This window comes from Corynebacterium sp. HMSC062A03, assembly GCF_001811145.1.
Lineage (GTDB): Bacteria > Actinomycetota > Actinomycetes > Mycobacteriales > Mycobacteriaceae > Corynebacterium > Corynebacterium aurimucosum.
Genome location: NZ_KV803651.1, coordinates 297,793 through 321,834, shown reverse-complemented (window position 1 = coordinate 321,834; position 24,042 = coordinate 297,793). Strand labels below are relative to the sequence as shown.

Here is a 24,042-nt window from a genome sequence, read left to right as displayed (position 1 = left end):
TATTTAATTCATCTCACTCTTCTAGGAGGCACGCCGGAATGGATCACTCACAGGTCGCGGCGCGAATACTCTCAGCCATCGGCGGCGAAGACAACATCGTGGCGCTCGCACACTGCGCCACTCGCCTGCGCATGGTGCTCAAAGACAGCAAGAAGGTCGACAAGGCCGCCCTGGAAAACGATCCGGACCTCAAAGGCATTTTTGAGGCCGGGGGCATGTTCCAGGTCATCGTCGGTCCGGGCGATGTCAACATCGTCTTCGACCAGCTCAACAAGATAACCACCAAGGACATCGCGGTCTCCACCGATAAGCTCAAGGACATTGCCGCCGATTCCGGCAACTGGTTCTCCCGCGCGGTGAAGGTCCTCGCGGATATCTTCGTGCCGCTCATCCCGATTCTGGTCGGTGGCGGTCTGCTCATGGCGCTCAACAACGTCCTGACCGTCAATGGTTTGTTTGGTGAGCAGTCCGTTATTGAGATGTTCCCGGCCATGGCAGATGTTGCTGGGCTCATTAACCTTTTGGCCTCCGCGCCGTTTGCCTTCCTGCCGATCTTGGTGGGCTTTACCGCCACCAAGCGCTTCGGCGGTAACGAGTTCCTCGGCGCCGGCATGGCCATGGCGATGGTGATGCCGGACCTGGTCAATGGTTACCAGGTGGCCGCGACCATCGAGGCAGGGGAGATGGCCTACTGGAATATCTTCGGCCTCGACGTTGCCCAAGCGGGCTACCAAGGCTCCATCCTGCCCATCCTGGTCATCGCGTGGATTCTGGCCACGATTGAGAAATTCCTGCACAAGCACCTTAAGGGAACGGTGGACTTCCTGCTCACCCCGCTGCTCACGCTGCTGGTGACGGGCTTTATTACCTTCATCGCAGTGGGGCCGGTGCTGCGCACTGCGGGCGACATGCTCGGCGCGGGTCTTAATGACCTGTACACGTTTGCCGGCCCGGTGGGCGGCTTCATCTTCGGTCTGTTCTACTCGCCGATTGTCATCACGGGCCTGCACCAATCCTTCCCGCCGATCGAGACCATGCTGTGGAACGAGGGCGGCTCCTTCATCTTTGCGGTCGCTTCCGTGGCCAACATTGCCCAGGGTGGCGTGGCCCTGGCGGTCTACTTCCTGACCCGTTCTGAGAAGCTCAAGGGTCTGTCCGGCGCTTCGGGTGTGTCCGCGCTCTTCGGTATTACCGAGCCTGCCATCTTCGGTGTGAACCTGCGACTGCGCTGGCCTTTCTACATCGGCATGGGTGCCTCCGCGATTGCCGCGACGCTCATTGCGCTTTTCGACGTCAAAGCAACCGCCCTCGGCGCCGCCGGCTTCATCGGCTTCGTCTCCATGCGTCCCGAGGATTACACGCAGTTCTTCGTCTGCGCCTTTACCTCTTTGATCCTCGCTTTCGGCGTGGCCTTTGCCTATGGCCGCTACCTCATTTCCAAGCATGGTTCCATCGACCCCGATGAGACCGGTGCTGCCACCGGTGTCGGCGGCGCGGTGCCTGCTGCCACCGCCGACCCGAATGCCTATCGCGTGGCCTCCCCGCTGGCTGGAAAAGCTATCGCCTTGGCGTCGGTCTCGGACCCGATGTTTGCCGCTGGCAAGCTGGGTGCGGGTGTGGCCGTCGAGCCGACCGAGGGGCGCCTCGTATCCCCGATTGACGGCAAGGTTACCGTCACCTTCCCCTCCAAGCACGCGTATGCCGTGCGTGGCAAGGATGCTGACGGCAACAACGTGGACATTCTCATGCACATCGGCTTCGACACCGTGAACCTGAAGGGCGAGCACTTCACCTCGCACGTGTCCAAGGGCGATGAGGTGAAGGCTGGTGACCTGCTGTGCGAGTTCGACATCGCAGCCATCAAGGCCGCCGACTACCCGGTGACCACGCCGGTCGTCGTGTCCAACTCGAAGAAGACAGGCCCGGTCCTGCCGGCCTTCGTCACGGGCGAGGAGATTTCCTTCGGCGATGCATTCCTTACCGTGGACCCGAAACCAGAACCTGCTGATGCGACAACCACTGCATCAGCCTCCAAGGCCTAGGAGTGCAGACGCGAGCGAGGGGGTATGCCGCATGGGAGCCCCGTCATGCAGCCGGGCTGTGGGAAGCAGCGGGGCGTGCAATTTGGGGAAACAGTCTAAGGCATGCTTGAATGTATGGGTTGCATATGGCCGGTCGGTGCAGCGCGATGCGTTTCCGAATCGCCGCACCGAGACCCTTCGACCGCTGTGAACAGCGAGTTCGTCGCACAGCCTGTGCCACATAAGCAAGTAGACCAGGTGTGTCAAGGACGGAAATCTTGACGCACGTTAATCCAGGTCAGGAGACCCATAGTGATTCAGAAAGAATCGCGTCTGCGCGTCGCCGATAACTCTGGTGCACGAGAGATCCTCGTCATCCGCGTTCTCGGCGGCTCCGTTCGACGTTTCGCTGGCATTGGTGACATCGTCGTCGCCACTGTCAAGGAAGCCATCCCGGGTGGCAACGTAAAGGAAGGCGACATCGTCAAGGCCGTCATCGTACGTGCCAAGAAGGAGACCCGTCGCCCGGACGGCTCCTACATCGCATTCGATGAAAACGCCGCAGTTATTCTCAAGGGTGACAACGAGCCGCGCGGTACCCGCATCTTCGGCCCGGTTGCTCGCGAACTTCGTGACAAGCGCTTCATGAAGATCGTTTCTCTCGCACCGGAGGTGATCTAGTCTTATGAAGATTCATAAGGGCGATATGGTGATCGTTATTTCGGGCCCGGACAAGGGCGCGAAGGGCAAGGTCATCGAGGCATACCCGAAGCGTGACAAGGTCCTCGTTGAGGGCGTTAACCGCGTCAAAAAGCACGTTGCTAACTCCGCTACCGAGCGTGGCGCCGAGTCCGGCGGAATCGTTACCCAGGAAGCTCCGATCCACGTGTCCAACGTTGCGATCGTTGACTCCGAGGGCAACCCGACCCGCGTGGGCTACCGTTTCGACGAGAACGGCAAGAAGGTCCGCATCGCACGTAGCAACGGGAAGGACATCTAAAATGAGCGAGAACTACACTCCGCGTCTGAAGACCCGCTACCGCGAGGAAATCAAGAAGGCTCTGAACGAAGAGTTCAAGTATGAGAACGTGATGCAGATTCCGGGCGTCACCAAGGTTGTCGTCAACATGGGTGTGGGCGACGCTGCCCGCGACTCCAAGATGATCAACGGCGCTCTCGAGGACCTTACCGCTATCACCGGCCAGAAGCCGCAGGTGCGTCGCGCTAAGAAGTCCATCGCTAACTTCAAGCTCCGTGAGGGCATGCCCATCGGCGCACGCGTTACCCTGCGTGGCGACCGCATGTGGGAGTTCCTGGACCGCCTGCTGACCATCGCGCTGCCGCGTATTCGCGACTTCCGCGGTCTCTCCGACCAGCAGTTCGACGGCCACGGCAACTACACCTTCGGCCTCAGCGAGCAGACCATGTTCTACGAGATCGACATCGACAAGGTGGACCGCCCGCGCGGTATGGACATCACCGTCGTCACCTCCGCTACCAACGACGAGGAAGGCCGCAAGCTCCTGCGCGAGCTCGGCTTCCCGTTCAAGTAAGCGGCGACACTTTCTCTTTGAGATAGAGAACGACCCCCGGTACTCCCTGCAAGGAGGCCGGGGGTTTCGCGCGTCCTGACACGGAGTACGATATCGGGTGCCTTAACGTTTCTCGAGCCAGTGAGGTACTGGATGTCTCTCAACGAAGCCGCCGCCGTTGCGGTGAAGAAGAAGCTCACGCTTCTCGACGAATCCCTCGCCCGTTTCGCCGTGCGAGCTACCCTGGCGGGCGCGTACCTAGCCATCGGCACGGCATTCGCTGGCGTAGTGGGGATGGGTGTCGAAAAGCACGCGACTGGCTTAGGCTCCTTGGTTTTCGCTGCGCTTTTCGGGCTCGGCCTGTTCGCCATTGTCATCTTGGGTGCTGATTTGGCCACCAGCAACATGATGTACATGGTCTACGGCGCGGTGAAGAAGCAGGTGGGGTGGGGAAAGGCGCTGTGGTTGCTCGTGGTGACCACGCTGTTTAACCTCGTCGGCGTAGTGATTTTTGCCGCCGCCATGTCGGTGTCCGCGAAGCTGGGAAACATGGACCCGGGTCACCTTATCGCCACGATGTCGGCGGGGAAGCTGGAGAAGACCCCGGGCGGTCTTTTCGTCGAGGCCGTCGTTGCCAACTTCGTGGTGAACATGGCGATCATCGGGGCGATCTCGGCCAAGGAGCTGGTGTCCAAATTCTTCGTCATCGTTCCCATCATCGCGTGCTTTGTGGGCTTAAGCCTTGAGCACGTCATCGCGAACTTCTGTCTGATGTTGCTGACGGTCTTCTGTGCTAGCCCGCTGCCCGATGCCTTTAGCCTGGGCGCGGTGCTCACCAACTGGTCCATCGCGTGGATGGGAAACCTCATCGGCGGTGGCTTCCTCATGGGTGGGGTCTACGCGTGGCTTAACTCCGGCCCGGAAGCGTATCGCGACTAAGTTGACCCGAATAAAGGTTGAATCGGTCGCCGCGGGTAAAGCCGACGAGCGCCATGCCCGTCTCCCGGGCGGTTGTGACGGCTAAGGAGGAGGCTGCGGAGACCGCGACAAGCATGCCGAAGCCGGCCATCGCTGCTTTATTGACGAGTTCGAAGCTGGCGCGCGAGCTCATGACCAGAATGAGGTCACTGGCGGGCAGCTTTCCTTCCATGAGCAGGTTGCCGATGACCTTGTCGGCGGCGTTGTGCCGCCCGACGTCCTCGCGCACCACGACGGGAGCGCCGTCGAGAGTAAAGGCCCCGGCAGCGTGAATACCTCCGGTTTTACGGAACTGCTTCTGCTCCCGCTTGAGGGCCTCGGGCAGCTTGGCGACGACCCCCGGATCCACCGGCACCTGTGGAATCTCGTAGCGTGACTGCTTCATGAGTGCCTCGATGGAGGAGGTGCCACACACGCCGCAGGCGGACGTGGTGGTGGTCAGACGCAGATCGGCGAGCGTGAGCGCGTGGGGGTTAGCCAGCTCCACGTCGAGCAGATTATAGGGATTGCGCCCATCCACCGAGGCGCCGGCGCAGTAGCGGGCCCCCCGGACGTCACTGACCTTCTCAATGTGTCCTTCGGAGTGGAGGAAACCATGTGCCAGCTCGACGTCGTGTCCCGGGGTGCGCATCGTCGTCGTTAGTGTTTGCCCGCCGACGCGGATCTCCAGCGGCTCCTCGCCGGCGACGGAATCGCCACGGGTATCGACTTGGGTGACGTGGCCGTTCTCATCGAGGCGCACCTTGGTCACAGCGAATGTGGCGTTGACGCGCCCGCTCATCGGTTGAGGGCCTCCTTCAAGGTGGCAATGTGTGCACGGGCCTCATCGGTGTTCTTGGACGCGAGCCCCACCAGGTAAGCGGTTAGGGGAGCGGCGGGCCGGGACTGGGTATGCGCAACGTCTTTGGTCAGATCGAGAAGTTCTTTGATCAAAGCGGTGGCCTCCTCGGGAGAGGCGCCGATCAGCTCGGCAGCCTCCTTCAGCCACTGATGGGCGGTGCGGATCGGATCAGGTGTTTCGCTCATGGCTTCCTATGCTAACGCGTTTTGGAAAACTGCATGTCAGCGGGTAGAGTAATCCGACGGACTTGCATTTTTCCACTCCTGTGCCGCGAAAACAGTGCAGGAGGTGCGGAAACGTGCCAAGCCGGAAGAATTGAACACATCTACTTTGTTGTAGGCCCCTCGCCGTAGATAGCGGACCGTTGTCTGTATCAAAGGGTGGCGAGCGCCTCGTGGTATTGACCGCGGGGAGCGTGAGTAGCCCGAAATCACACGGAAAACGCTTTGGTGAGCTTTTGTGGGAACCGCAACGAGAAAGGTTAAAGGTCACTCATATGACTATGACTGATCCTATTGCCGACATGCTGTCGCGCGTGCGCAACGCATCTAATGCGCACCACGACGTCGTGTCGATGCCGACCTCCAAGCTCAAGGCGAACATCGCTGAGATCTTGAAGCAGGAAGGCTACATCGCTGACTACTCCGTCGAGGGCCACGAGCTGTCCCTCGAGCTTAAGTACAACAACCGTGAGCGTTCCCTCTCGGGTCTGCGTCGCGTGTCTAAGCCGGGTCTGCGTGTGTACGCAAAGTCCACCGAACTGCCGCAGGTTCTGGGCGGCCTGGGCGTGGCTATCATTTCCACGTCTCAGGGTCTGCTTACCGACCGTCAGGCTCAGGAGAAGGGTGTAGGCGGAGAAGTTCTCGCCTACGTCTGGTAAGGGAGGATTGACACATGTCTCGTATCGGTCTAGCACCTATCGCCGTCCCGAAGGGCGTCGACATCACCATCAATGGCCAGGTTGTCAACGTTAAGGGTGCCAAGGGCACCCTCGAGGTTGAGCTGCCGGAGCCGATCACCGCAGCCGTCGAGGATGACGAGATCAAGGTCTCCCGTCCGGATGACGACCGCAAGAACCGCGCCCTGCACGGTCTGGCCCGCTCCCTGGTCAACAACGCCGTTGTTGGCGTGACCGAGGGCTACACCAAGAAGATGGAAATCTTCGGTGTTGGTTACCGTGTCCAGCAGAAGGGTAAGGACCTGGAGTTCTCTCTGGGCTACTCCCACCCGATCCTCATCGAGGCTCCGGAGGGCATCACCTTCGCTGTGGATGGCGCAACCAAGCTCTCCGTATCTGGTATTGACAAGCAACTGGTTGGACAGGTCGCCGCGTACATCCGCCGCCTGCGTAAGGACGATCCTTACAAGGGCAAGGGTATTCGCTACGACGGCGAGCAGGTCCGCCGCAAGGTCGGAAAGACGGGTAAGTAAGCAATGGCTAACACTGAAAACGCAAAGCGCACCCCGGTTGGCAAGGACATTTCCTCGCGTCGTCGTGAAGCACGCGCGCGCCGCCACTTCCGCATCCGTAAGACCCTCCGCGGCACCCCTGAGGCACCGCGTCTGGTCGTTCACCGCTCCTCCCGCCACATGCACGTTCAGGTCATCGACGACCTGGCCGGCCACACCCTGGCTGCCGCTTCCTCCATGGAAGCCGACGTGCGTGCACTCGAGGGCGATAAGAAGGCCAAGGCTGCCAAGGTAGGCCAGCTCATCGCTGAGCGCGCCAAGGCCGCTGGCATCGAGCAGGTCGTCTTCGACCGTGCAGGCTACAAGTACCACGGCCGCGTTGCTGCGCTGGCCGACGCCGCTCGCGAAGGTGGTCTGCAGTTCTAATGATTAAGGCATACGGAAACATCAACGGAAGGAACGCCTAATGTCGGACCGTGAACAGCGTGACGGCGGACGCTCCGCCGAGAACAACAACGACCGCAAGGGTCGCAACAACGGCCGTCGTAACGACCGCCGCAACCACCAGGACAACGAGCGCGATAAGTACATCGAGCGCGTTGTGACCATCAACCGCGTCGCTAAGACCGTCAAGGGTGGCCGCAACATGTCCTTCACCGCTCTCGTCGTCGTCGGCGACGGCCAGGGCATGGTGGGCGTCGGCTACGGCAAGGCCAAGGAAGTCCCGGCCGCAATCCAGAAGGGTGCAGAAGAGGCTCGCAAGAACTTCTTCCGCGTCCCGATGATTGCTGGCACCATTACCCACCCGGTTGAGGGTCGCGACGCAGCTGGCATCGTGATGATGAAGCCGGCCGCTCCGGGTACCGGTGTCATCGCCGGCGGTGCTGCTCGTCCGGTGCTTGAGTGCGCTGGCGTGCAAGACATTCTGTCGAAGTCCCTGGGCTCCGACAACGCTCTCAACGTCGTCCGCGCTACCGTGGACGGCCTCAAGCAGCTGGTTCGCCCTGAGGAAGTTGCCGCACGTCGTGGCAAGTCCCTCGAGGAGGTCGCACCGGCCCAGATGCTGCGCAAGCGCGCAGGTCAGGAGGCATAAGCAATGGCTCTGAAGATTACTCAGGTAAAGGGCCTTGTGGGCACCAAGCCGAACCACCGCGCAAACATGGAGTCGCTTGGTCTCAAGCGCATCGGTCACTCTGTTGTGAAGCAGGACACCCCGATCATCCGCGGTATGGTTCACAAGGTGCGTCACCTGGTCACCGTCGAAGAAGTGGCAGGGGAGTAAACCATGGCTGATATCATCAAGCTCCACGACCTGCGCCCGGCCGCAGGATCCAACAAGCCCAAGACCCGCGTCGGCCGCGGTGAAGCATCCAAGGGTAAGACCGCTGGTCGCGGTACCAAGGGCACCGGAGCTCGTAAGCAGGTACCAGCTGCTTTCGAGGGTGGCCAGATGCCGATCCACATGCGTCTGCCGAAGCTTAAGGGCTTCAAGAACCCGAACCACGTTGAGTACCAGGTAGTCAACGTTGCTGACCTCGCAGAGGCTTTCGCTAACGGTGGCGACGTCACCGTTGCGGACATCGTTGCTGCTGGCCTGGTTCGCAAGAACCAGCCGGTCAAGGTTCTGGGCAACGGTGAGATCAACGTTAAGTTGAACGTCACCGCTGACAAGTTCTCCAAGTCTGCTGTTGAGAAGATCGAGGCTGCTGGCGGCACCGCCACCGCAACCAAGTAATTCTCTTACAGGCTCTGTGAGAGCCATAGCCCTCCCGCGGCGCCACCTTTCGGTGGCCTTCGGGAGGGCTTCTGGCGTTTTCGGGGCAGCCCTGGGCGCAGAAGGCATGAGTACCTTTTGAGGGGTGCCTTATGGCTTGCGTGTTATGTATTGACCTGGGGGTTTACGTGGAGAGTGCCGCAAAAGGCATCTCTCAAAAGGTATTAATGCCTTTTGGGAGAAACCGTATGGCATGAAATTTATGCGGGGCCGTTAGGCCTCGTTGACCGTCTTCTCGTAGAGGCCAGGGAAGCGGCCATCCGGATCGGTGACGGCCTTGATGCGCTCCGGGAGGTTTCCGCCGTAGAGCTTGGCAAATTCTTCGGGGGAGTAGAATGCCTCCGAATACAACGATTTATGCCCGCCTAGCTCGCTCACCTTGTCTTCGATGACGCGATTGAAGGCGCCATTGCCTGGAGCAGAGGGGTCGACGTGATTGCCCTCTACGCCTGACCAAAAGCCCACGTTGATCCAGGTCTGGCCCGGGCGCAGGGGGTACAGCGGCCACGGAGCTGGGGAATCAGCGGCCAGCGTGCCCGTGTCAGCGAGGTCTTCGACGCCCTCGCGCAGCCGAATCGGGCACAGCCACACTGGTTGGATGCCGGAGGCTTGGAAAAACCAATCCAAGAACTCCGGCAAATTGTCCGGTGTGACCTCGATGTCCTGCACCACGCGCTCGGCGCGGGGCAGGCCCTTCGGCTTCTTGATGAAGTTGTACTCCAGCTCGTATTTGCGGTCTAGGCGCACGAGCTTCCAGTAGAAGGAACTGCGGCGCAGCTGCCGCGGCCACACCTTGCGCACGCGCGGATTCTGCGCCCCGAAGGCGCGCGAACACCAGAACCAGTCCGTGTCCCAGCGCCAGATATAGTCGCGCACCGTGAGGCGGTCGCGCCGGATGCCGTTCGCATGCTGGAGGCTGCGATAGAAGATTTTCTCCCGCGTGTAGTCCGAGGTTGGTCCCTCCTCATCGGTGAAACGGGCCATGACGAGGTATGACTCCTCCGGCGAGAAGACCACGCCATCCAGGCCGTGCACTTCGACATCGTCGTAGGTGTGGGTGCGGGAGACGTCGTCAAGCGTGTGTGCCAAAGACTCGAAGTCGTGAAAGCGTACCTCCCGCAGCTCCACATAAGGTTTGACCGCGCGCAGCTCAATCTTCAGGCGCACCGCATAGCCCAAGGAGCCATAGGAGTTGGGGAAGAGGCGGAAGAGATCGACGTTCTCCTCGCGCGAGCACGTGACAATATCCCCCGTGCCCGTCAGGACGTCCATCTCCAATACGGATTCATGCGGCAGTCCATCGCGGAAGCTCGTGGACTCCACGCCCATGCCCGTCACGGCGCCGCCCAGCGTAATGGTCTTGAGCTGCGGCACCACAAAGGGCATGAGGCCGTGCGGCAGGGTGGCGTCGACGAGGTCCTCGTAGGTGCACATGCCCTGAACCTCGGCGGTCTGTGCAATGGGATCAACCTCAATCACCCCATCCAGACCGGAGACGTCCAGCCCGGCTTGCTCACCGCTGCGCCCGCGGAACAGGTTCGAGGTTTTCTTGGCCAAACGCACACGCTTATCCTTCGGCACCGCGCAGAAGCTACGCAGCAGCTTATCGACGCCCTCCCGGTGCGCCTTCCAGCCCACCGGCGGAATCTCTACTGCGTCAACGCTGCGGTGATTACGGATGAGATCGGTCAACATAAAACTCCCTTAAGTCTTTAGAAGCGCGAATCTTCCCACCAGCGGCGCTCTGGCACGCCGGCGCGGGAGCCGGCTTCGCCCAGTTTGACGCCCACGAAGTGGTACAGGTTGATGATGTTGTGCTCAAAGCCCCACTCGGAGCCGGCCATATAGATGGCCCACAGGCGCGCGGTGGGCAGACCCACCAGCGAGCAGGCTTCTTCCCAATTCTCCTTGAGGTTCTCGCACCAATCATGCAGCGTGCGCATGTAGTCGAAGCGGAGGGATTCCGTGTGGACAACTTCGAATCCGGCATCCTGCATGCACTTGGTGATGGTGCCGGAGCCGGAGAGCTCGCCGTCGGGGAAGATATAGCGGTCGATGAACCCACCCTTCGGCGTTTTATGGTTATCCGGGTAGGTGATGCAGTGGTTGAGCATCACACCACCTGGCTTGAGCTTGCCGTGAAGGAAGCTGAAGAAGCTGGGATAGTTCTTGACACCGATATGCTCGAGTAGCCCGATGGCGGAGATGGCATCGAAGCCTTCCTCGGTGACGTCGCGGTAATCCAGGAAGCGGATTTCCGCCAGGTCCTCGAGGCCCTCCTCCTTAATCTTGGCTTGGCCCCATTCAGCCTGTTCCTTGGACAAGGTCACACCGACTGACTTCACGCCGCGCTTAGCGGCGTAGCGCACCATCCCGCCCCAGCCACAGCCGACGTCCAGGTGGCGGTCGCCCTCCTTGAGGCGCAGCTTGTCGAAGATGAGCCGGTACTTGTTTTCCTGAGCCTCATCCAGCATGGCGTCGGGGGAGGGGTAGTAGGCGCAGGTATATGTCATCGAATCGCCGAGGAAGAGTTCGTAGAAGTCATTGCCCACGTCGTAGTGATCGGAGATGACGTCTGCATCGCGCTCCTTGGAATGCTTGGACAGGCCTTCGTGCAGCTTGCGGCGCAGCCAGGAAGCGCGCTCAACCTCTGGGACCGGCTGGATTTGGAAGGCACCCAGCGAGGCTAAGGAGCGGGCTACCCGGGCCAGTGTCTTGGCGTCCGGGCGGGAGAACTTGTCATACATCGCATGCAAGGCGTCGAAGATGCCATAGGGATGCGCCGGGTGTTCGCCTTCGACCGTGATGCCGTCGGTGACATAGGCGCGGGCGAACCCGACGTCCCCTGGGTGAGTAGCGATATAGGCCAAGCCCTGGAGGTTGTTAATCCTGACGGTGAACTGCGCATCGGCCGGGCCGGTAGAGGAACCGTCGAATGCCTCCCAGCGGAAGGGGTTGGGGCTGGGAACGAAGGAATCGATGATCTCAGCCACGGTCATTGGGGTGAATCGCTTACTCATAAAATTACATACTTCTTTCGGTTCAGTGTCTGGCAGATCAAGAACGGCCATACTCCGAGACACTCCAGGCGTCGCCGGAAAGGTCGAAAAGACGTAAAAATCTTGTAAGGACATTGCCTTAAAGCAACGGGGTCCATGGTAGGCCCGATCTGTAGAAGGCGCTAAGGGGGAAAACCATAGGGAGCCCAGCGGCGTGGCATGGGCGGGCTCAATGTGGCGAATGAGGCCGAGGCTGGTAGGGTGATGGGGTCAAAAGTGTTCAACCGTTCCTATGAGAGACCTTAAAAAGACTCTTAAAGTTTGGGAACAGATGAGATCCACCCCCGTGCGCGGCGAATTCGAACCGCATAGCAAGCGCGGTAGGCCAGGAGGATTTAGTAGTGTCCGCCATTCTGCAGGCTTTCAAAGATGCCGACCTGCGTAAGAAGATCATCTTCACACTCGTGTTGATTATCCTCTACCGCGTTGGCGCACAGATCCCGTCGCCGGGCGTTGATTACGCCACCATCGCCGGCCGGCTTCGTGACCTCACGGAGGAAGCAGGCAACCTCTATTCGGTGATCAACCTCTTCTCCGGTGGTGCGCTCCTGCAGCTGTCCATCTTCGCCATCGGCATCATGCCGTACATTACGGCGTCGATTATCGTGCAGCTGCTGACCGTGGTCATTCCCCACTTCGAGCAGTTGAAGAAGGAGGGACAGTCCGGTCAGGCCAAAATGACGCAGTACACGCGCTACCTCACCCTGGCGTTGGCGCTGCTGCAGTCTTCGGGCATCGTGGCTCTGGCGGACCGCGAGCAGCTTCTGGGGCAAGGTGTGCGCGTCCTGGCGGAGGACCGCAACTTCTTCACCCTCATCGTGCTCGTTATCACCATGACCTCCGGCGCCATCCTTGTGATGTGGATGGGTGAGCTGATTACTGAGAAGGGCATCGGCAACGGTATGTCGCTGATGATTTTCGCCGGTATTGCTACCCGCCTTCCTACCGACGGCGTTAACATCCTCCAGAACAATGGCGGCCTGGTCTTCGCCATGGTTCTTGCCGGGCTCATCTTCCTCGTCGTGGGCATTACCTTCATCGAGCAGGGCCAGCGCCGGATTCCGGTGCAATACGCCAAGCGCATGGTGGGCCGCCGCCAGTACGGTGGTTCCTCCACCTACCTGCCGCTTAAGGTCAACCAGGCCGGCGTTATCCCGGTCATCTTCGCTTCCTCGCTGATCTACATGCCGGTGCTCATCACCCAGATCGTTAACTCCGGTTCCGCGGGCGTGTCTGATAACTGGTGGCAGCGCAATGTCATCGCGCACTTGCAGTCGCCGAGCTCCTGGCAGTACATCGTCCTGTACTTCGTGCTCACCATCTTCTTCTCCTACTTCTACGTTTCGGTTCAATATGACCCGGCCGAGCAGGCTGAGAACATGAAGAAGTATGGTGGATTTATCCCGGGCATTCGCCCGGGCCGACCGACCGCCGAGTACCTAGGCTTTGTCATGAACCGTCTGTTGTTCGTCGGCTCGATCTACCTCGCGGTTATCGCCGTCTTGCCGAATATCCTCCTGGATCTTGGAATCGGCAGCGCTGGTGCCGCTGGTACCTCCGCTTTCGGTGGTACCGCCATCCTCATTATGGTCTCGGTGGCCCTGACCACGGTCAAGCAAATCGAGTCCCAGCTCCTACAATCCAACTACGAAGGACTGCTTAAGTAATGCGTTACGTACTCCTTGGCCCTCCCGGTGCCGGCAAGGGCACCCAAGCCGCTCTCCTCAGCGAGAAGCTCGGCGTTCCGCACATCTCCACCGGTGACCTCTTCCGCGCCAACATTGGTGAGGGCACCCCGCTCGGCGTAGAGGCCAAGTCCTACATTGATGCCGGCAAGCTGGTGCCGACCGACGTCACGGCCCGCATGGTGGAGGACCGCCTCACCCAGGATGACGCCAAGGACGGCTTCCTTCTCGACGGCTTCCCGCGCACCGTGGAGCAGGCCGACATCCTGGAGAAGCTACTCGCCGACAAGGGCCTGAAGCTCGATGGCGTCCTGAACTTTGAGGTATCCGAGGACGTCGTGGTCGAGCGCATGCTTGCTCGCGGCCGCGCGGACGACACAGAGGAAACCATTCGCACCCGCCTAGGTGTCTACCGCGAGGAGACCTTCCCGCTCATTGAGCACTACGGCGATGCCATCATCTCCATTAAGGCTGAAGGAAGCGTTGAGGAGATCAACGAGCGCACCCTTCAGGCTATGGGCAAGTAATCTGCCAACCTCGCCATGGCTTTTCGACGACGCACCAAGACCATTCCCGCCCGCACGCCGGGCGAGCTCGACGCCATGCAGGCGGCCGGAGAAGTTGTCGGCCGCGCTCTGCAAGCCGTGCGGGCCGCCGCGGCAGTGGGGGTGAGTACGCTCGAACTCGATGAAGTAGCCGAGCACACCATTCGGGATGCCGGCGCCGTGCCCACCTTCAAGGGCTATGGCGGCTTTCCGGGGTCTATTTGCGCCTCCGTCAATGACGTGATTGTCCATGGTATTCCTCACAAAGACCTTCTCCTGGCCGAGGGAGACCTCGTCTCCATCGACTGCGGTGCCACGCTAGACGGCTGGGTGGGGGATAGTGCGTGGACGTTTGGCGTCGGCAAACTCAGCCCTGAGGCACAGGCGCTGAGCGACGCCACCGAATGGGTCCTACACGAAGGCCTCAAGGCCATGGTTCCCGGCAACCGGCTTACCGACGTCTCCGCAGCCCTCGAGCAGGCTACCTATCGCGCCGAGGATAAGTTCGGCGTGGAGCTATTCATCGTCGATGGCTACGGTGGCCACGGCATTGGCCGTGAAATGCACGAAGAGCCTTACCTGGCTAATGAAGGTAAGGCGGGACGTGGCCCGATTATTCAGGAGGGCTCCGTCCTCGCCATTGAGCCGATGCTGACCCTGGGTACCGAGGACAATGAAGTTCTCGACGATGATTGGACTGTCGTGACGCTCGACGGTTCACTATCTGCCCACTGGGAGCACACGGTGGCGGCCACGGAGAATGGTCCGCGCATCCTGACTCAGCGTTATTAAAACTTGTTTCCTGGGTAGGCATTTTGCCTAAGGAAGGTTTATACTTTTTGCCATGTCTAAGATTCGCTCCCTAGTTGGCGCCCGTTCCCTACGTCGCGCCACCGCAATTGGCCTGGTAACCGCCACTCTCTCGGTGGCTCCGGCCGCTAACGCACAGACGGTTCCTTCGATCGACACCCTGTCTTCCGATGTTCAGTCCCAGCTTGATGAGTTCGCTGGCCAGACCCGCGAGAACGCGTGGAATAGCCGCAACCAGATGCTGGAGACGCTCCAGAGCGTTAACCCGCAGGCGGCTGACGCCCTCCGCCCAGTTATCGATGGTGCCATCGAGCTGATCTTCCCGGGTCTGATTGACCAGAAGAATGCTGAGATCCGCGCCGCTCGCGAAGCTGAAGAGCGCGCCCACGCTGAGCAGATTGCCCGCGAGAAGGCTGCCGCTGAGGAAGCTGCCCGCAAGGCTGAGGCTGAGCGTCAGGCACAGCGCTTCGACGTTGGTCCTTGCCCGGCAGATGCACGCATCTGCGTGGATCGTGGTGGGAGCCGTACCTGGCTGCAGGATGGCAACGGCAACGTCACCTACGTCGCTCAGGGCATGTCTGTCGGCAAGCCGGGTGAGGAAACCCCGGCTGGTACCTTCTACATCAACCGCAAGATCAAGGACGAGATCTCCTGGGAGTTCGGCAACGCCCCGATGCCCTACGCCATGTACTTCACCAACAATGGCCACGCCTTCCATGAGGGTTCCCCGGCATACCAGTCCAATGGCTGCGTGCGCCTGACCCATCAGGATGCGGTGCGCTACTGGAATGATGTGCCGATGGGCTCGAAGGTCTTCATCTACTAAGACGTTGCGGTGAGCGAGTCACCGCTACATGGCATCAGCCTCCCGCACCATGTGGTGACGGGAGGTTTCTGTATTTGGAAAACCCGTTCTCGCAGCGTATGCTTTAGTGCTGGTGTCTGTATGCGGCCAAAGTGGTTGCTGGAGGCACCAGGCAGTAGACATCAAACATGCAGGTGGGGGCGTCGCCAAGCGTGGCACGCACTTCACCAGAAAAGTAGAGGTTATGGCTAAGGAAGGCGCAATCGAGGTTGAGGGTCGCATCGTCGAACCCCTGCCCAACGCAATGTTCCGCGTCGAACTCGACAACGGACACAAGGTACTCGCCCATATCTCGGGCAAGATGCGTCAGCACTACATCCGCATCCTCCCGGAGGACCGCGTTGTTGTGGAGCTGTCTCCTTATGACCTGACCCGCGGACGCATCGTCTACCGCTACAAGTAAAGACTGTAAGCCTCCTCACCCACGGGACGCACTAGCTGCGTCCTTTTTCACCTCAGGCTGCGATGGCCTGAGCCCACGCTGCTAAGCATGCCCACAGTACCCCGGCACGGTCCGGGGCGAAGCGTATGCGTGGCGGGGGACGGATGAGGAGAAAACCATCGTAACAACCCGAAAGGACTAGCCATATGGCACGTCTAGCTGGTGTTGACCTCCCGCGCAACAAGCGTATGGAGGTTGCTCTCACCTACATCTACGGCATCGGGCCTTCCCGTGCCAAGGAACTGCTGGAAAAGACCGGCATTTCTCCCGACCTGCGCACCGACAACCTCGACGACGATCAGCTGTCGGCGCTGCGTGACGTCATTGAAGCTACCTGGAAGGTAGAGGGTGACCTCCGCCGCCAGGTTCAGGCTGACATCCGTCGCAAGATTGAAATCGGTTGCTACCAGGGCATCCGCCACCGTCGTGGCCTGCCCGTTCGTGGTCAGCGCACCAAGACCAACGCTCGTACGCGCAAGGGCCCGAAGAAGACGATCGCAGGAAAGAAGAAGTAAAATATGCCACCCAAGACTCGTTCCGGCGCGCGCCGTGGTGGTCGTCGCGTCGTAAAGAAGAACGTGGCCGCTGGCCACGCATACATCAAGTCCACCTTCAACAACACCATCGTGTCCATCACGGACCCGCACGGTGCTGTCATCTCCTGGGCATCCTCCGGCCACGTCGGCTTCAAGGGTTCCCGTAAGTCCACCCCGTTCGCTGCGCAGATGGCTGCAGAGAACGCGGCCCGCAAGGCCATGGACCACGGTATGAAGAAGGTTGACGTTTTCGTCAAGGGTCCGGGCTCCGGCCGCGAGACCGCCATCCGTTCCCTGCAGGCTGCAGGCCTCGAGGTTTCCTCGATCACGGATGCCACCCCACAGCCGCACAACGGCTGCCGTCCGACCAAGCGCCGCAAGGTTTAAGGGAAAGGAAGAGGTAAGAAAATGGCTCGTTATACTGGCCCCGCTACCCGCGTATCCCGCCGTCTGCGCGTCGACCTGGTCGGCGGCGACATGGCATTTGAGCGTCGCCCGTACCCTCCGGGACAGGCTGGCCGCAACCGCATCAAGGAATCTGAGTACCTGCTGCAGCTCCAGGAGAAGCAGAAGGCGAAGTACACCTACGGTGTGCTGGAGCGTCAGTTCCGTCGCTACTACGCCGAGGCTAACCGTCTCCCGGGCAAGACCGGTGACAACCTCGTCGTTCTGCTCGAGTCCCGTCTCGACAACGTGATCTACCGCGCCGGTCTGGCCAACACCCGCCGCCAGGCTCGCCAGCTTGTCTCTCACGGTCACTTCACCGTGAACGGCAAGAAGATCAACGTTCCTTCCTTCCGCGTTACGCAGTACGACATCATCGATGTTCGTGAGCGTTCCCAGAAGATGGAATGGTTCGAAGAGGCTCAGGACCGCCTGGTCGACGCCAACGTTCCGGCGTGGCTGCAGGTCGTTCCGGACACCCTGCGCATCCTCGTGCACCAGCTGCCCGAGCGCGCTCAGATCGACGTCCCGCTGCAGGAGCAGCTCATCGTCGAGCTTTACTCGAAGTAATCCTTCGACACTTTCATCTTTACCCCTTCTACCGGCGTCATATAGCGGGCGCCGACAAGGAGAAACTCCATGCTTATTTCCCAGCGTCCTCAGCTCACCGAGGAATTCATCGACTCGTCCCGCTCTAAGTTCGTCATCGAGCCGCTCGAGCCGGGCTTCGGTTACACCCTTGGCAACTCGCTTCGTCGCACGCTGCTTTCGTCCATCCCGGGCGCGGCAGTAACCTCCATCAAGATTGACGGTGTGCTCCACGAGTTCACCACCATCAACGGTGTGAAGGAAGACGTTTCCGAGATCATCCTGAACGTCAAGGGCTTGGTTCTGTCCTCCGACTCCGACGAGCCGGTTGTGATGTACCTGAGCAAGGAAGGCCCGGGTGAGGTCACTGCAGGCGATATCCAGCCGCCGGCTGGCGTGGAGATCCACAACTCGGATCTGCACATTGCATCGCTGAATGAGTCCGCCAAGCTGGAGATGGAACTCGTCGTCGAGCGCGGCCGTGGCTACGTCCCGGCTGCTGCTACCTCGGGAGAAATCGGCCGCATTCCGGTTGACCAGATTTACTCCCCGGTGCTGAAGGTCTCTTACAAGGTCGAAGCTACTCGTGTTGAGCAGCGCACTGACTTTGACAAGCTGATCATCGACGTCGAGACCAAGAACTCGATTTCCGCACGCGACGCCCTGGCTTCCGCCGGCGGCACTCTGGTCGAGCTCTTCGGCCTGGCTCGCGAGCTGAACACCGCTGCTGAGGGCATCGAGATTGGCCCGTCCCCGCAGGAGACGGAGTACATCGCCGCCTACAGCATGCCGATCGAGGATCTGAACTTCTCCGTCCGCTCCTACAACTGCCTGAAGCGTCAGGAGATCCACACCGTTGGTGAGCTCGCTGAGTGCACCGAGTCGGACCTGCTGGATATCCGCAACTTCGGTCAGAAGTCGATAAACGAGGTAAAGATCAAGCTGGCTAACCTGGGCCTGGCCCTCAAGGACACTCCCGAGGACTTCGACCCGACCCAGCTGGAAGGCTACGACGCAGAAACCGGTGACTTCAAAGACCCGGCTTCCGACGATTCCGAGTAAAGAATTCCACTGAATCGTGACGGCGCGACTTTTGCGCCCCGTCGCGCGCTCAATTAATCCGCACACGAGGAGTACATCATGCCTACCCCCAAGAAGGGTCCGCGTCTCGGCGGCTCCGCCAGCCAGCAGAAGCACCTGCTGAGCAACATGGCTGCGAGCCTGATCGAGCACGGCGCAATCAAGACCACCGATGCCAAGGCGAAGGTTCTTCGTCCGTACATCGAGAAGATCATCACCAAGGCGAAGGCCGGCACCGTTGCTGACCGTCGCGCAGTTCTCAAGCTCATCCCGCACAAGGATGTCGTTGCTTACCTCTTTGATGAGCTGGCACCGAAGTTCGAGAACCGTGAGGGTGGCTACACCCGCATCATCAAGCTGGAGAACCGCTCCGGCGACAACGCCCCGATGTCCCAGATCTCCCTCGTTCTCGAGGAGACCGTGACCTCCGAGGCAAACCGCGCTACCCGCGCTGCTGCCTCCAAGCAGGCCGAGGAAGCTAAGGCTGAAGAGGCCGAGGCTGAGTCCGCTAAGGCTGACGAGGCTGAGGCAGAGGAGACCACCGAGGAGAAGTAATTCTTCTTTAGGTCTTATAGGGCCCGCGCTCACCACTGTGGTGGGACGCGGGCCTTTGTCGTCTTTTACGGGCCCCGGCGCAGGTGCTCTGGATGAAGTACCGTTTTAACAAATAAGGGTCCAAAAATTGCAGTTTTTAGGCCACTATTTGTTAAAACGGGCCACCGACGCAGTCTGCACGGCGCTTCGGGCGCACGGTATCATCAACCCCCATGAGTGAAAGCGTTCGCCTGCGACTGGACTTGGCCTATGACGGCACCGACTTCCATGGTTGGGCTCGGCAGAAAGGTGGGCTTCGCACGGTGCAGCAGACCGTGGAGGAGAAGCTGAGCATGGTGCTGCGCCACCCCGTGGAGCTCACCGTGGCCGGGCGCACCGACGCGGGCGTTCATGCCAGCGGTCAGGTGGCTCACTTCGACACCACCCGTGAGGCGCTGAGCCAACGGAGCATCGATGGTGACCCTGCCAAACTGGTCAGGCGCCTGGCCAAGCTGCTGCCCGTCGACGTCCGTGTACACGCCTGCACCGAAGTATCGCCCGATTTTGATGCGCGCTTTTCGGCGCTATGCCGCCACTATGTCTACCGCATTACGACGCATCCGCGCGGGGCACTGCCGACCCGCGCGCGCGATACCGCGACCTGGTTCAAGCCGGTGGACCTGGATCTGATGCAGGCAGCCGCCGACAGGCTGGTGGGCCTCAACGATTTCGTGGCCTTCTGCAAAGCCAAGCCGCACGCAACCACCATCCGCGAGCTGTTGGCATTTGAGTGGAAGGATGTCTCCACGCCAGCCGAACCGCAGCTTTATGAGGCGCACGTGAGCGCCGATGCTTTTTGCTGGTCCATGGTGCGCTGTCTCGTAGGCTGCTGCCTGCGGGTGGGCGAAGGCTCCCGTGACGTGGATTTCGCAGACCAGATGCTCAAAGAGACCAGCAGGTCTTCCCAGATTCCCCTCGCCCCGGCAGCGGGTTTGAGCCTCGTCGGCGTGGACTATCCCGATGCGGAACAGTTAGCCGCGCGCGCGGAGATGACCCGCAGCCGTCGCGCTGCAGAGGATACCGAGTTGGGTTAATCTAGAACTCACTGCGCCGTGGGAGGGTGGCGCACTGATTCGGGGAGGACTCTCATGGCACGCGCGTTGCCTACTACCAAGGCCCAAGTATCCGGGCACAAGTTTCTACTGCGTCGCCTCGAGCACGGCTTGGTCTTCGGGGATATCCGCATGATTCATGATCCGCTAAAGCGACGGCGTCGCGCCTTGCTTGGCGGGGTGGCCGCCGTGGCCTTTTTGAGTCTCGGATCGGGGCTCATCGCGTGGATGCAGCCGGACCCGCAGCCAGGGGATGCGCCCGTCGTGCGTTCTTCTGAGGGGCAGCTCTTAGCGCTAGTGAATGGCACCTATCATCCGGTGACCAACCTGGCTTCGGCCAGACTCATCGCCAACGAACCGGTCGAAGCGCAGGCCGCCGGCGAAAGCTTCCTGGAGCAGGTGAACCTGGGCACACCGCTGGGAATTGCGGATGCGCCTAACCTCCTGGGCACGGCGATGGGGGAGGAGTCAGGCTGGTCGGCCTGTTTGGAGGAATCTACGCAAGGCGAGAACTGGCAGTCCAGCAGCCGCGTCGGCATCGTCACCGTGGTGGCCCACCATGCCGTTCCTGCCTTCGATGCGGAGCACGCCGCCGTGGTGGAATCCGCGGGAACGCAGTGGCTGCTGACGGGCCAGGGGCGCGTCGTGTTGCCTGAGGCTACGAGCACGCAGGGCAGGGTCCTGCGCCGCGCGTTGGGGATGACTGCAGAAACCGCTGTGTGGACCATGCCCGAGGAATTGCTCAACGCCTTCACAGAGCTGGAGCCGCTGAGCTTTCCAGCCGCGCCGCCTGAGATCCTCGACACCGGCGAGCAGTTGTGGGCGCGCACGGAGCACGGTGTTTTCTCCATCACCCCCACCCAGGCGGAGATGCTCGTCGGCGTGGGTGCTCAGCGCCTGCCCGCACAGGCGCAAGAGGTGGCCGCGCTGGGCGACGTCCCACCGACCTTCAACCTGCCCACCACCCGCGTGGACTTCCTGTCTCCCGAGCAAGGCTGGTTGTGTGCGACACACGAACAGGGTGCTGGCATGCTGCGGCCGGTGGCGGCCACGGTGGACCTACCGGGAGATTCGCCCGCGCACCGTTTCGCCGGACTCCAAGCTGGCGTGGGCGTGGATAGCGGGCACGGTTATCACGTGGTGTCCGCCACTGGCAGACGCCACGAGCTGGCTGGTGCCGCGGAGCTGAGCGCGCTGGGCGTGGAGGAACCGGAGCAGGTGCCGTGGGAGATCCTGCGCCTGTTGCCGGAAGGCTCTACCTTAAGCCGCGCGGAGGCCTTAAAGGCTGAGCACTGAAAACCGCCACGAGGATGAGCATGCCTAAGGCCCCGAGGAGCAAACGCACCTGTGGCCAGGACGTGCCTTTCGATGCCGCCGCTGGTGCGACCGCAATCGAGCGATCCTTACGGGAATCGCTCGGGGGCCGATAGGTTACCGCAGTAAGAGGATCCACCACCCCGTGCCCGGGTTCGGCCGAATCAATAATGCGCTGGCGCAGCTGTGCCGGGGAGTCCCCGGGGTATCGCTGCACCAGCAAAGCGAGAGTACCGCTGACCAACGGCGCAGCAAAGGAAGTGCCTTGAAAGGTAGCGTCGCCTTTTCCCGTGGCCCAGCCGCCGCCGGGTTCAAGCGCGAGAGGGACGTTTCCTTCCGCGCTGAGGGGCGCGGCGATGGAGTACTCCGCGAGGTCATGCGGCGTAGCTAAGGCGCCGACCGCGAGGACGGTTTCGGCTTCCGCGGGAAAGACCACGTCATCCTTTTCGCAGCCGCCAGCCGTGGCGTTTCCCGACGCCGCCACGACCACCGCCCCAGCCTCTTCTGCACGGCGAAGCGCCGCATCCACACCAGCGCGGTCCACCCTTGCCGCGGCATCCTGCGGAACGCAGGAGACCACGGAGACGTTGATGACCTTTGCGTCTGCGTTAACAGCATCCTCGATGGCGGCAGCCAGGCTGGCCAGTGTGCCGGAGCCAGCTCGTTCCGCTTCACTGCTCTCTGCTGCTGGAGCCCGGTAATGCGAACTGGTCTGCCGGATGGAGTAGATTTCCGCATCCGGAGCCACGCCGAGTTCCTTACCTGCGATGACGCCGGCCACCACCGTTCCGTGCAGGTCACAATCCCGCAGCGGGTCTGGTTCCTCCGGGGTTACGAAGTCCGCTCCTGGTGATACGTGCAGCTGTGGGTGGGCGGCCACTCCAGTGTCGATGACCGCGACCTTCACCCCGGCACCCGTGGCAAAGGAATGCAACCGCGTACGATACTCCGAGTACTGCGCCGAGGGCTGTGGTCCTGCCGGAGCCCGTGTGGCTACTGCACAGGCGGTATCCGGTTCGCGGGCAGCAGCTACCGGCCCAGGCAACACGCAGGAACCCCAAGCCAGGACGGCGCCAAGGGCTGCGCTGGCAGCGCTGATTCTGCTTAGAGCTGTCATGCGCCCAACCCCCGAATGAACTCGAAGAGCCCGGCCAGGTGCGCGGCGAGCGGCAGGCAAGCGGCGAGCGCGAGTGCCTCGGCGCGCTCGAACCACACGATGGTAGTTGGCTCAATCTGCTGTAGTTTGCCTGCCCACACCGGTACTGAAAGCATGGCCACCACGATGAGACCCACGATCACGCTGAGCACCCACGTTCCCATAGTCGGGGCACTAAGCAGCTGCCACTCGCGCAGAGGCACCGCCACCGCGGCACTAGCCGCGGCCAGGCCATAGATACCCAGTGCCCACGCCGCAATGAGCCGGGCATGGCGTGCCGCATGCACGATGACCGCTCCGGCGATGCTCACGCATAATGCCTGGGAAGCAACCACGGTTGCGTCCGTGTGAGCGTTGAGCGCGACGAGAAAGAGGGAAGGAATGCCCGCCAGCGTGCAGCCCACCGCTATACCTTCGTAGGCCTGCCCGGCGTGCCGGGCTTTGAGTGAGTTATCCGTGGGATCCTCATCCGAGATACTCAAGTCCTGCCCGGCGGTGGGCAGTTGCGGCACTCGGAGACCAGCAAGCCGCGTGGTCAGCAGGGGAGAGGCCGCTAGCAGGACCACAGTGGAGGCAAGTAACGGGCCGGGGCCAAGCACACCGACGAGCGCGAGCAGGCACCACGTGGCGGCACTTGCCCGAGCACGTAATCCGCCAATACGCACCACGTGGGAGAGCACCGCCACAGCACCCACGGCCGCCGCAGCACCCACGAGTGGTGCGGCCGGAATCACGGTTCCGGCTGGGCCAGTAGCCACAGGCGAACCAGTGGACAGCGCCCCCGCCAGACCAGCAGCAACGTGGGCGGTTGCAAGCAGAGAACCGCGCCGGGTCCACGCCGCGAGCACGAGGCCGAGGAGTGCAGCGGCGGCGCAGCCAATCGAGGGAGATAGGGCGGCGGCGAGCAAGGCGCCGACGGCGATAAGCCCTGCCACGCCCCAGACCCCGGCTAGACCAGACAGCTGCGTGGTCGAGGCCTCGGCAGCGAGTGCCTCCGCGGCATCCCGCACGATGGGCGCCGGTGTCGGCGCATCTGGGCTGAGCACCAGGACGGAGCCGTCTTCCAAACTGGTGCGGTCGAGTGGCGTGGTCATCGATATGGTTTTGCCCGCCGCGGTGGTGGCGCGCCAGAGGATGGGGGCCGGGGGGACGTCGACAAGCACGAGCAATTCTCCCAGCACCTCCCCGACGCTGGAAGAAAGCGGTAGCGATACATCTGCTTCTTTGCGGGTCTGGCCTGCATGGATGCGGACGGTGACGTGAATGGAATGCGCAAGTGCGCGAGTCATGGAAAGTACCTCCCCCGAAAAATTTTT

Annotated in this window: 29 protein-coding genes; 23 read left to right on the top strand and 6 right to left on the bottom strand. The window is 61.3% G+C overall.

The genetic code is table 11. The features are described from left to right. Window positions 1-38: 38 nt before the first annotated feature. The 5 genes from HMPREF2781_RS03805 to HMPREF2781_RS03785 all read left to right on the top strand — a co-directional run bounded on the left by HMPREF2781_RS03805 (window position 39) and on the right by HMPREF2781_RS03785 (window position 4,492). Window positions 39-2,042 (top strand): sucrose-specific PTS transporter subunit IIBC, encoded by a 2,004-nt coding sequence (locus tag HMPREF2781_RS03805; RefSeq protein WP_070644445.1) that lies wholly within the window; start codon window positions 39-41, stop codon window positions 2,040-2,042. Between the two features lie 291 nt (window positions 2,043-2,333). Continuing rightward, complete coding sequence (gene rplN, locus HMPREF2781_RS03800) at window positions 2,334-2,702, top strand: 50S ribosomal protein L14 (protein ID WP_070446572.1); 369 nt, start codon at window positions 2,334-2,336, stop codon at window positions 2,700-2,702. 4 nt (window positions 2,703-2,706) lie between these two features. Next, window positions 2,707-3,021: a 50S ribosomal protein L24 gene (gene rplX / locus HMPREF2781_RS03795; protein ID WP_005527724.1), complete on the top strand. Its 315-nt coding sequence runs from the start codon at window positions 2,707-2,709 to the stop codon at window positions 3,019-3,021. Between the two features lies 1 nt (window position 3,022). Next, on the top strand, window positions 3,023-3,574 hold the full coding sequence (rplE, locus tag HMPREF2781_RS03790; RefSeq protein ID WP_010189579.1) for a 50S ribosomal protein L5: 552 nt from the start codon (window positions 3,023-3,025) through the stop codon (window positions 3,572-3,574). Window positions 3,575-3,706: 132 nt separating this feature from the next. Next, window positions 3,707-4,492 carry a formate/nitrite transporter family protein gene (locus HMPREF2781_RS03785; RefSeq protein ID WP_070644444.1) on the top strand — a complete coding sequence of 262 codons (786 nt, stop codon included), beginning with the start codon at window positions 3,707-3,709 and terminating at the stop codon, window positions 4,490-4,492. Here HMPREF2781_RS03785 and fdhD read toward each other — a convergent pair. Both fdhD and HMPREF2781_RS03775 read right to left on the bottom strand, forming a co-directional pair. Continuing rightward, window positions 4,461-5,312 (bottom strand): formate dehydrogenase accessory sulfurtransferase FdhD, encoded by an 852-nt coding sequence (gene fdhD / locus HMPREF2781_RS03780; protein WP_070644443.1) that lies wholly within the window; start codon window positions 5,310-5,312, stop codon window positions 4,461-4,463. The genes HMPREF2781_RS03785 and fdhD overlap by 32 nt on opposite strands. Then, window positions 5,309-5,557: a DUF6457 domain-containing protein gene (locus HMPREF2781_RS03775; protein WP_010189574.1), complete on the bottom strand. Its 249-nt coding sequence runs from the start codon at window positions 5,555-5,557 to the stop codon at window positions 5,309-5,311. The genes fdhD and HMPREF2781_RS03775 overlap by 4 nt, the downstream gene beginning before the upstream one ends. Window positions 5,558-5,868: 311 nt before the next feature. On the opposite strand from HMPREF2781_RS03775, the gene rpsH reads away from it, so the two are divergent. Genes rpsH through rplO form a run of 6 tightly spaced genes read left to right on the top strand, consistent with a single transcriptional unit; the run spans window position 5,869 to window position 8,517 of the window. After that, complete coding sequence (gene rpsH, locus HMPREF2781_RS03770) at window positions 5,869-6,252, top strand: 30S ribosomal protein S8 (protein ID WP_010189573.1); 384 nt, start codon at window positions 5,869-5,871, stop codon at window positions 6,250-6,252. Window positions 6,253-6,266: 14 nt separating this feature from the next. Further along, window positions 6,267-6,803, top strand: a complete 537-nt coding sequence (rplF, locus tag HMPREF2781_RS03765) for a 50S ribosomal protein L6 (RefSeq protein ID WP_010189572.1) — start codon at window positions 6,267-6,269, stop codon at window positions 6,801-6,803. A 3-nt stretch (window positions 6,804-6,806) separates the two neighbouring features. Then, on the top strand, window positions 6,807-7,208 hold the full coding sequence (rplR, locus tag HMPREF2781_RS03760) for a 50S ribosomal protein L18 (protein WP_046648465.1): 402 nt from the start codon (window positions 6,807-6,809) through the stop codon (window positions 7,206-7,208). A 40-nt stretch (window positions 7,209-7,248) separates the two neighbouring features. After that, complete coding sequence (gene rpsE / locus HMPREF2781_RS03755; RefSeq protein WP_010189568.1) at window positions 7,249-7,875, top strand: 30S ribosomal protein S5; 627 nt, start codon at window positions 7,249-7,251, stop codon at window positions 7,873-7,875. Between the two features lie 3 nt (window positions 7,876-7,878). Further along, window positions 7,879-8,064, top strand: coding sequence for a 50S ribosomal protein L30 (gene rpmD, locus HMPREF2781_RS03750; protein WP_010189565.1), 186 nt, complete (start codon window positions 7,879-7,881; stop codon window positions 8,062-8,064). 3 nt (window positions 8,065-8,067) lie between these two features. Beyond that, window positions 8,068-8,517 carry a 50S ribosomal protein L15 gene (rplO, locus tag HMPREF2781_RS03745; protein WP_010189563.1) on the top strand — a complete coding sequence of 150 codons (450 nt, stop codon included), beginning with the start codon at window positions 8,068-8,070 and terminating at the stop codon, window positions 8,515-8,517. A 252-nt stretch (window positions 8,518-8,769) separates the two neighbouring features. Here rplO and HMPREF2781_RS03740 read toward each other — a convergent pair whose 3' ends face one another. Together HMPREF2781_RS03740 and HMPREF2781_RS03735 are read right to left on the bottom strand one after the other, a co-directional pair. Next, complete coding sequence (locus HMPREF2781_RS03740) at window positions 8,770-10,251, bottom strand: FAD-binding oxidoreductase (RefSeq protein ID WP_070644442.1); 1,482 nt, start codon at window positions 10,249-10,251, stop codon at window positions 8,770-8,772. Between the two features lie 17 nt (window positions 10,252-10,268). Further along, a complete protein-coding gene (locus tag HMPREF2781_RS03735; protein WP_070644441.1) occupies window positions 10,269-11,576 on the bottom strand; it encodes a class I SAM-dependent methyltransferase in 1,308 nt (435 codons plus the stop codon). A gap of 380 nt (window positions 11,577-11,956) precedes the next feature. Between HMPREF2781_RS03735 and secY the strand changes: the two genes are divergently transcribed. The 12 genes from secY to eccB all read left to right on the top strand — a co-directional run bounded on the left by secY (window position 11,957) and on the right by eccB (window position 21,552). Continuing rightward, window positions 11,957-13,282 (top strand): preprotein translocase subunit SecY, encoded by a 1,326-nt coding sequence (gene secY, locus HMPREF2781_RS03730; RefSeq protein WP_070446562.1) that lies wholly within the window; start codon window positions 11,957-11,959, stop codon window positions 13,280-13,282. Next, window positions 13,282-13,827 (top strand): adenylate kinase, encoded by a 546-nt coding sequence (locus HMPREF2781_RS03725; RefSeq protein WP_070644440.1) that lies wholly within the window; start codon window positions 13,282-13,284, stop codon window positions 13,825-13,827. The genes secY and HMPREF2781_RS03725 overlap by 1 nt, the downstream gene beginning before the upstream one ends. Window positions 13,828-13,842: 15 nt before the next feature. Then, on the top strand, window positions 13,843-14,637 hold the full coding sequence (map, locus tag HMPREF2781_RS03720) for a type I methionyl aminopeptidase (protein WP_070446558.1): 795 nt from the start codon (window positions 13,843-13,845) through the stop codon (window positions 14,635-14,637). A 52-nt stretch (window positions 14,638-14,689) separates the two neighbouring features. Continuing rightward, a complete protein-coding gene (locus HMPREF2781_RS03715; RefSeq protein ID WP_070446556.1) occupies window positions 14,690-15,481 on the top strand; it encodes a L,D-transpeptidase in 792 nt (263 codons plus the stop codon). Between the two features lie 223 nt (window positions 15,482-15,704). Next, complete coding sequence (infA, locus tag HMPREF2781_RS03710) at window positions 15,705-15,923, top strand: translation initiation factor IF-1 (RefSeq protein ID WP_003854422.1); 219 nt, start codon at window positions 15,705-15,707, stop codon at window positions 15,921-15,923. Window positions 15,924-16,108: 185 nt separating this feature from the next. After that, entirely contained in the window at window positions 16,109-16,477 is a 369-nt protein-coding gene (gene rpsM / locus HMPREF2781_RS03705; RefSeq protein ID WP_039673764.1) for a 30S ribosomal protein S13, read from the top strand. A gap of 3 nt (window positions 16,478-16,480) precedes the next feature. Beyond that, complete coding sequence (rpsK, locus tag HMPREF2781_RS03700; protein WP_010189540.1) at window positions 16,481-16,885, top strand: 30S ribosomal protein S11; 405 nt, start codon at window positions 16,481-16,483, stop codon at window positions 16,883-16,885. Window positions 16,886-16,906: 21 nt separating this feature from the next. Continuing rightward, complete coding sequence (gene rpsD / locus HMPREF2781_RS03695) at window positions 16,907-17,512, top strand: 30S ribosomal protein S4 (RefSeq protein WP_010189536.1); 606 nt, start codon at window positions 16,907-16,909, stop codon at window positions 17,510-17,512. Window positions 17,513-17,581: 69 nt separating this feature from the next. Beyond that, window positions 17,582-18,592 (top strand): DNA-directed RNA polymerase subunit alpha, encoded by a 1,011-nt coding sequence (locus tag HMPREF2781_RS03690; RefSeq protein WP_010189530.1) that lies wholly within the window; start codon window positions 17,582-17,584, stop codon window positions 18,590-18,592. 78 nt (window positions 18,593-18,670) lie between these two features. Then, the gene (gene rplQ / locus HMPREF2781_RS03685) at window positions 18,671-19,165 is read left to right on the top strand and encodes a 50S ribosomal protein L17 (protein ID WP_070644439.1); all 495 of its coding nucleotides are present in this window, start codon (window positions 18,671-18,673) and stop codon (window positions 19,163-19,165) included. Between the two features lie 212 nt (window positions 19,166-19,377). Then, entirely contained in the window at window positions 19,378-20,238 is an 861-nt protein-coding gene (gene truA / locus HMPREF2781_RS03680) for a tRNA pseudouridine(38-40) synthase TruA (protein ID WP_070446552.1), read from the top strand. A gap of 54 nt (window positions 20,239-20,292) precedes the next feature. Continuing rightward, window positions 20,293-21,552, top strand: a complete 1,260-nt coding sequence (eccB, locus tag HMPREF2781_RS03675; protein WP_070644438.1) for a type VII secretion protein EccB — start codon at window positions 20,293-20,295, stop codon at window positions 21,550-21,552. Here eccB and HMPREF2781_RS03670 read toward each other — a convergent pair. After that, window positions 21,512-22,687 carry a S8 family serine peptidase gene (locus HMPREF2781_RS03670; RefSeq protein WP_070644437.1) on the bottom strand — a complete coding sequence of 392 codons (1,176 nt, stop codon included), beginning with the start codon at window positions 22,685-22,687 and terminating at the stop codon, window positions 21,512-21,514. The two genes, eccB and HMPREF2781_RS03670, sit on opposite strands and share 41 nt — an antisense overlap. Further along, window positions 22,684-24,015 carry a type VII secretion integral membrane protein EccD gene (gene eccD / locus HMPREF2781_RS03665; protein WP_070644436.1) on the bottom strand — a complete coding sequence of 444 codons (1,332 nt, stop codon included), beginning with the start codon at window positions 24,013-24,015 and terminating at the stop codon, window positions 22,684-22,686. Before eccD ends, HMPREF2781_RS03670 begins: the two co-directional genes overlap by 4 nt. Window positions 24,016-24,042 lie beyond the last annotated feature (27 nt).

Excerpts from the sequence above, each read along its gene's own strand:
- HMPREF2781_RS03805 (WP_070644445.1), top strand. The coding sequence starts at position 39 with ATGGATCACTCACAGGTCGCGGCGCGAATACTCTCAGCCATCGGCGGC.
- rplX (WP_005527724.1), top strand. The coding sequence starts at position 2,707 with ATGAAGATTCATAAGGGCGATATGGTGATCGTTATTTCGGGCCCGGAC.
- rplE (WP_010189579.1), top strand. The coding sequence starts at position 3,023 with ATGAGCGAGAACTACACTCCGCGTCTGAAGACCCGCTACCGCGAGGAA.
- HMPREF2781_RS03785 (WP_070644444.1), top strand. The coding sequence starts at position 3,707 with ATGTCTCTCAACGAAGCCGCCGCCGTTGCGGTGAAGAAGAAGCTCACG.
- fdhD (WP_070644443.1), bottom strand. The coding sequence starts at position 5,312 with ATGAGCGGGCGCGTCAACGCCACATTCGCTGTGACCAAGGTGCGCCTC.
- HMPREF2781_RS03775 (WP_010189574.1), bottom strand. The coding sequence starts at position 5,557 with ATGAGCGAAACACCTGATCCGATCCGCACCGCCCATCAGTGGCTGAAG.
- rpsH (WP_010189573.1), top strand. The coding sequence starts at position 5,869 with ATGACTATGACTGATCCTATTGCCGACATGCTGTCGCGCGTGCGCAAC.
- rplF (WP_010189572.1), top strand. The coding sequence starts at position 6,267 with ATGTCTCGTATCGGTCTAGCACCTATCGCCGTCCCGAAGGGCGTCGAC.
- rplR (WP_046648465.1), top strand. The coding sequence starts at position 6,807 with ATGGCTAACACTGAAAACGCAAAGCGCACCCCGGTTGGCAAGGACATT.
- rpsE (WP_010189568.1), top strand. The coding sequence starts at position 7,249 with ATGTCGGACCGTGAACAGCGTGACGGCGGACGCTCCGCCGAGAACAAC.
- rpmD (WP_010189565.1), top strand. The coding sequence starts at position 7,879 with ATGGCTCTGAAGATTACTCAGGTAAAGGGCCTTGTGGGCACCAAGCCG.
- rplO (WP_010189563.1), top strand. The coding sequence starts at position 8,068 with ATGGCTGATATCATCAAGCTCCACGACCTGCGCCCGGCCGCAGGATCC.
- HMPREF2781_RS03740 (WP_070644442.1), bottom strand. The coding sequence starts at position 10,251 with ATGTTGACCGATCTCATCCGTAATCACCGCAGCGTTGACGCAGTAGAG.
- HMPREF2781_RS03735 (WP_070644441.1), bottom strand. The coding sequence starts at position 11,576 with ATGAGTAAGCGATTCACCCCAATGACCGTGGCTGAGATCATCGATTCC.
- HMPREF2781_RS03725 (WP_070644440.1), top strand. The coding sequence starts at position 13,282 with ATGCGTTACGTACTCCTTGGCCCTCCCGGTGCCGGCAAGGGCACCCAA.
- map (WP_070446558.1), top strand. The coding sequence starts at position 13,843 with ATGGCTTTTCGACGACGCACCAAGACCATTCCCGCCCGCACGCCGGGC.
- HMPREF2781_RS03715 (WP_070446556.1), top strand. The coding sequence starts at position 14,690 with ATGTCTAAGATTCGCTCCCTAGTTGGCGCCCGTTCCCTACGTCGCGCC.
- infA (WP_003854422.1), top strand. The coding sequence starts at position 15,705 with ATGGCTAAGGAAGGCGCAATCGAGGTTGAGGGTCGCATCGTCGAACCC.
- rpsM (WP_039673764.1), top strand. The coding sequence starts at position 16,109 with ATGGCACGTCTAGCTGGTGTTGACCTCCCGCGCAACAAGCGTATGGAG.
- rpsK (WP_010189540.1), top strand. The coding sequence starts at position 16,481 with ATGCCACCCAAGACTCGTTCCGGCGCGCGCCGTGGTGGTCGTCGCGTC.
- rpsD (WP_010189536.1), top strand. The coding sequence starts at position 16,907 with ATGGCTCGTTATACTGGCCCCGCTACCCGCGTATCCCGCCGTCTGCGC.
- HMPREF2781_RS03690 (WP_010189530.1), top strand. The coding sequence starts at position 17,582 with ATGCTTATTTCCCAGCGTCCTCAGCTCACCGAGGAATTCATCGACTCG.
- rplQ (WP_070644439.1), top strand. The coding sequence starts at position 18,671 with ATGCCTACCCCCAAGAAGGGTCCGCGTCTCGGCGGCTCCGCCAGCCAG.
- truA (WP_070446552.1), top strand. The coding sequence starts at position 19,378 with ATGAGTGAAAGCGTTCGCCTGCGACTGGACTTGGCCTATGACGGCACC.
- eccB (WP_070644438.1), top strand. The coding sequence starts at position 20,293 with ATGGCACGCGCGTTGCCTACTACCAAGGCCCAAGTATCCGGGCACAAG.
- HMPREF2781_RS03670 (WP_070644437.1), bottom strand. The coding sequence starts at position 22,687 with ATGACAGCTCTAAGCAGAATCAGCGCTGCCAGCGCAGCCCTTGGCGCC.
- eccD (WP_070644436.1), bottom strand. The coding sequence starts at position 24,015 with ATGACTCGCGCACTTGCGCATTCCATTCACGTCACCGTCCGCATCCAT.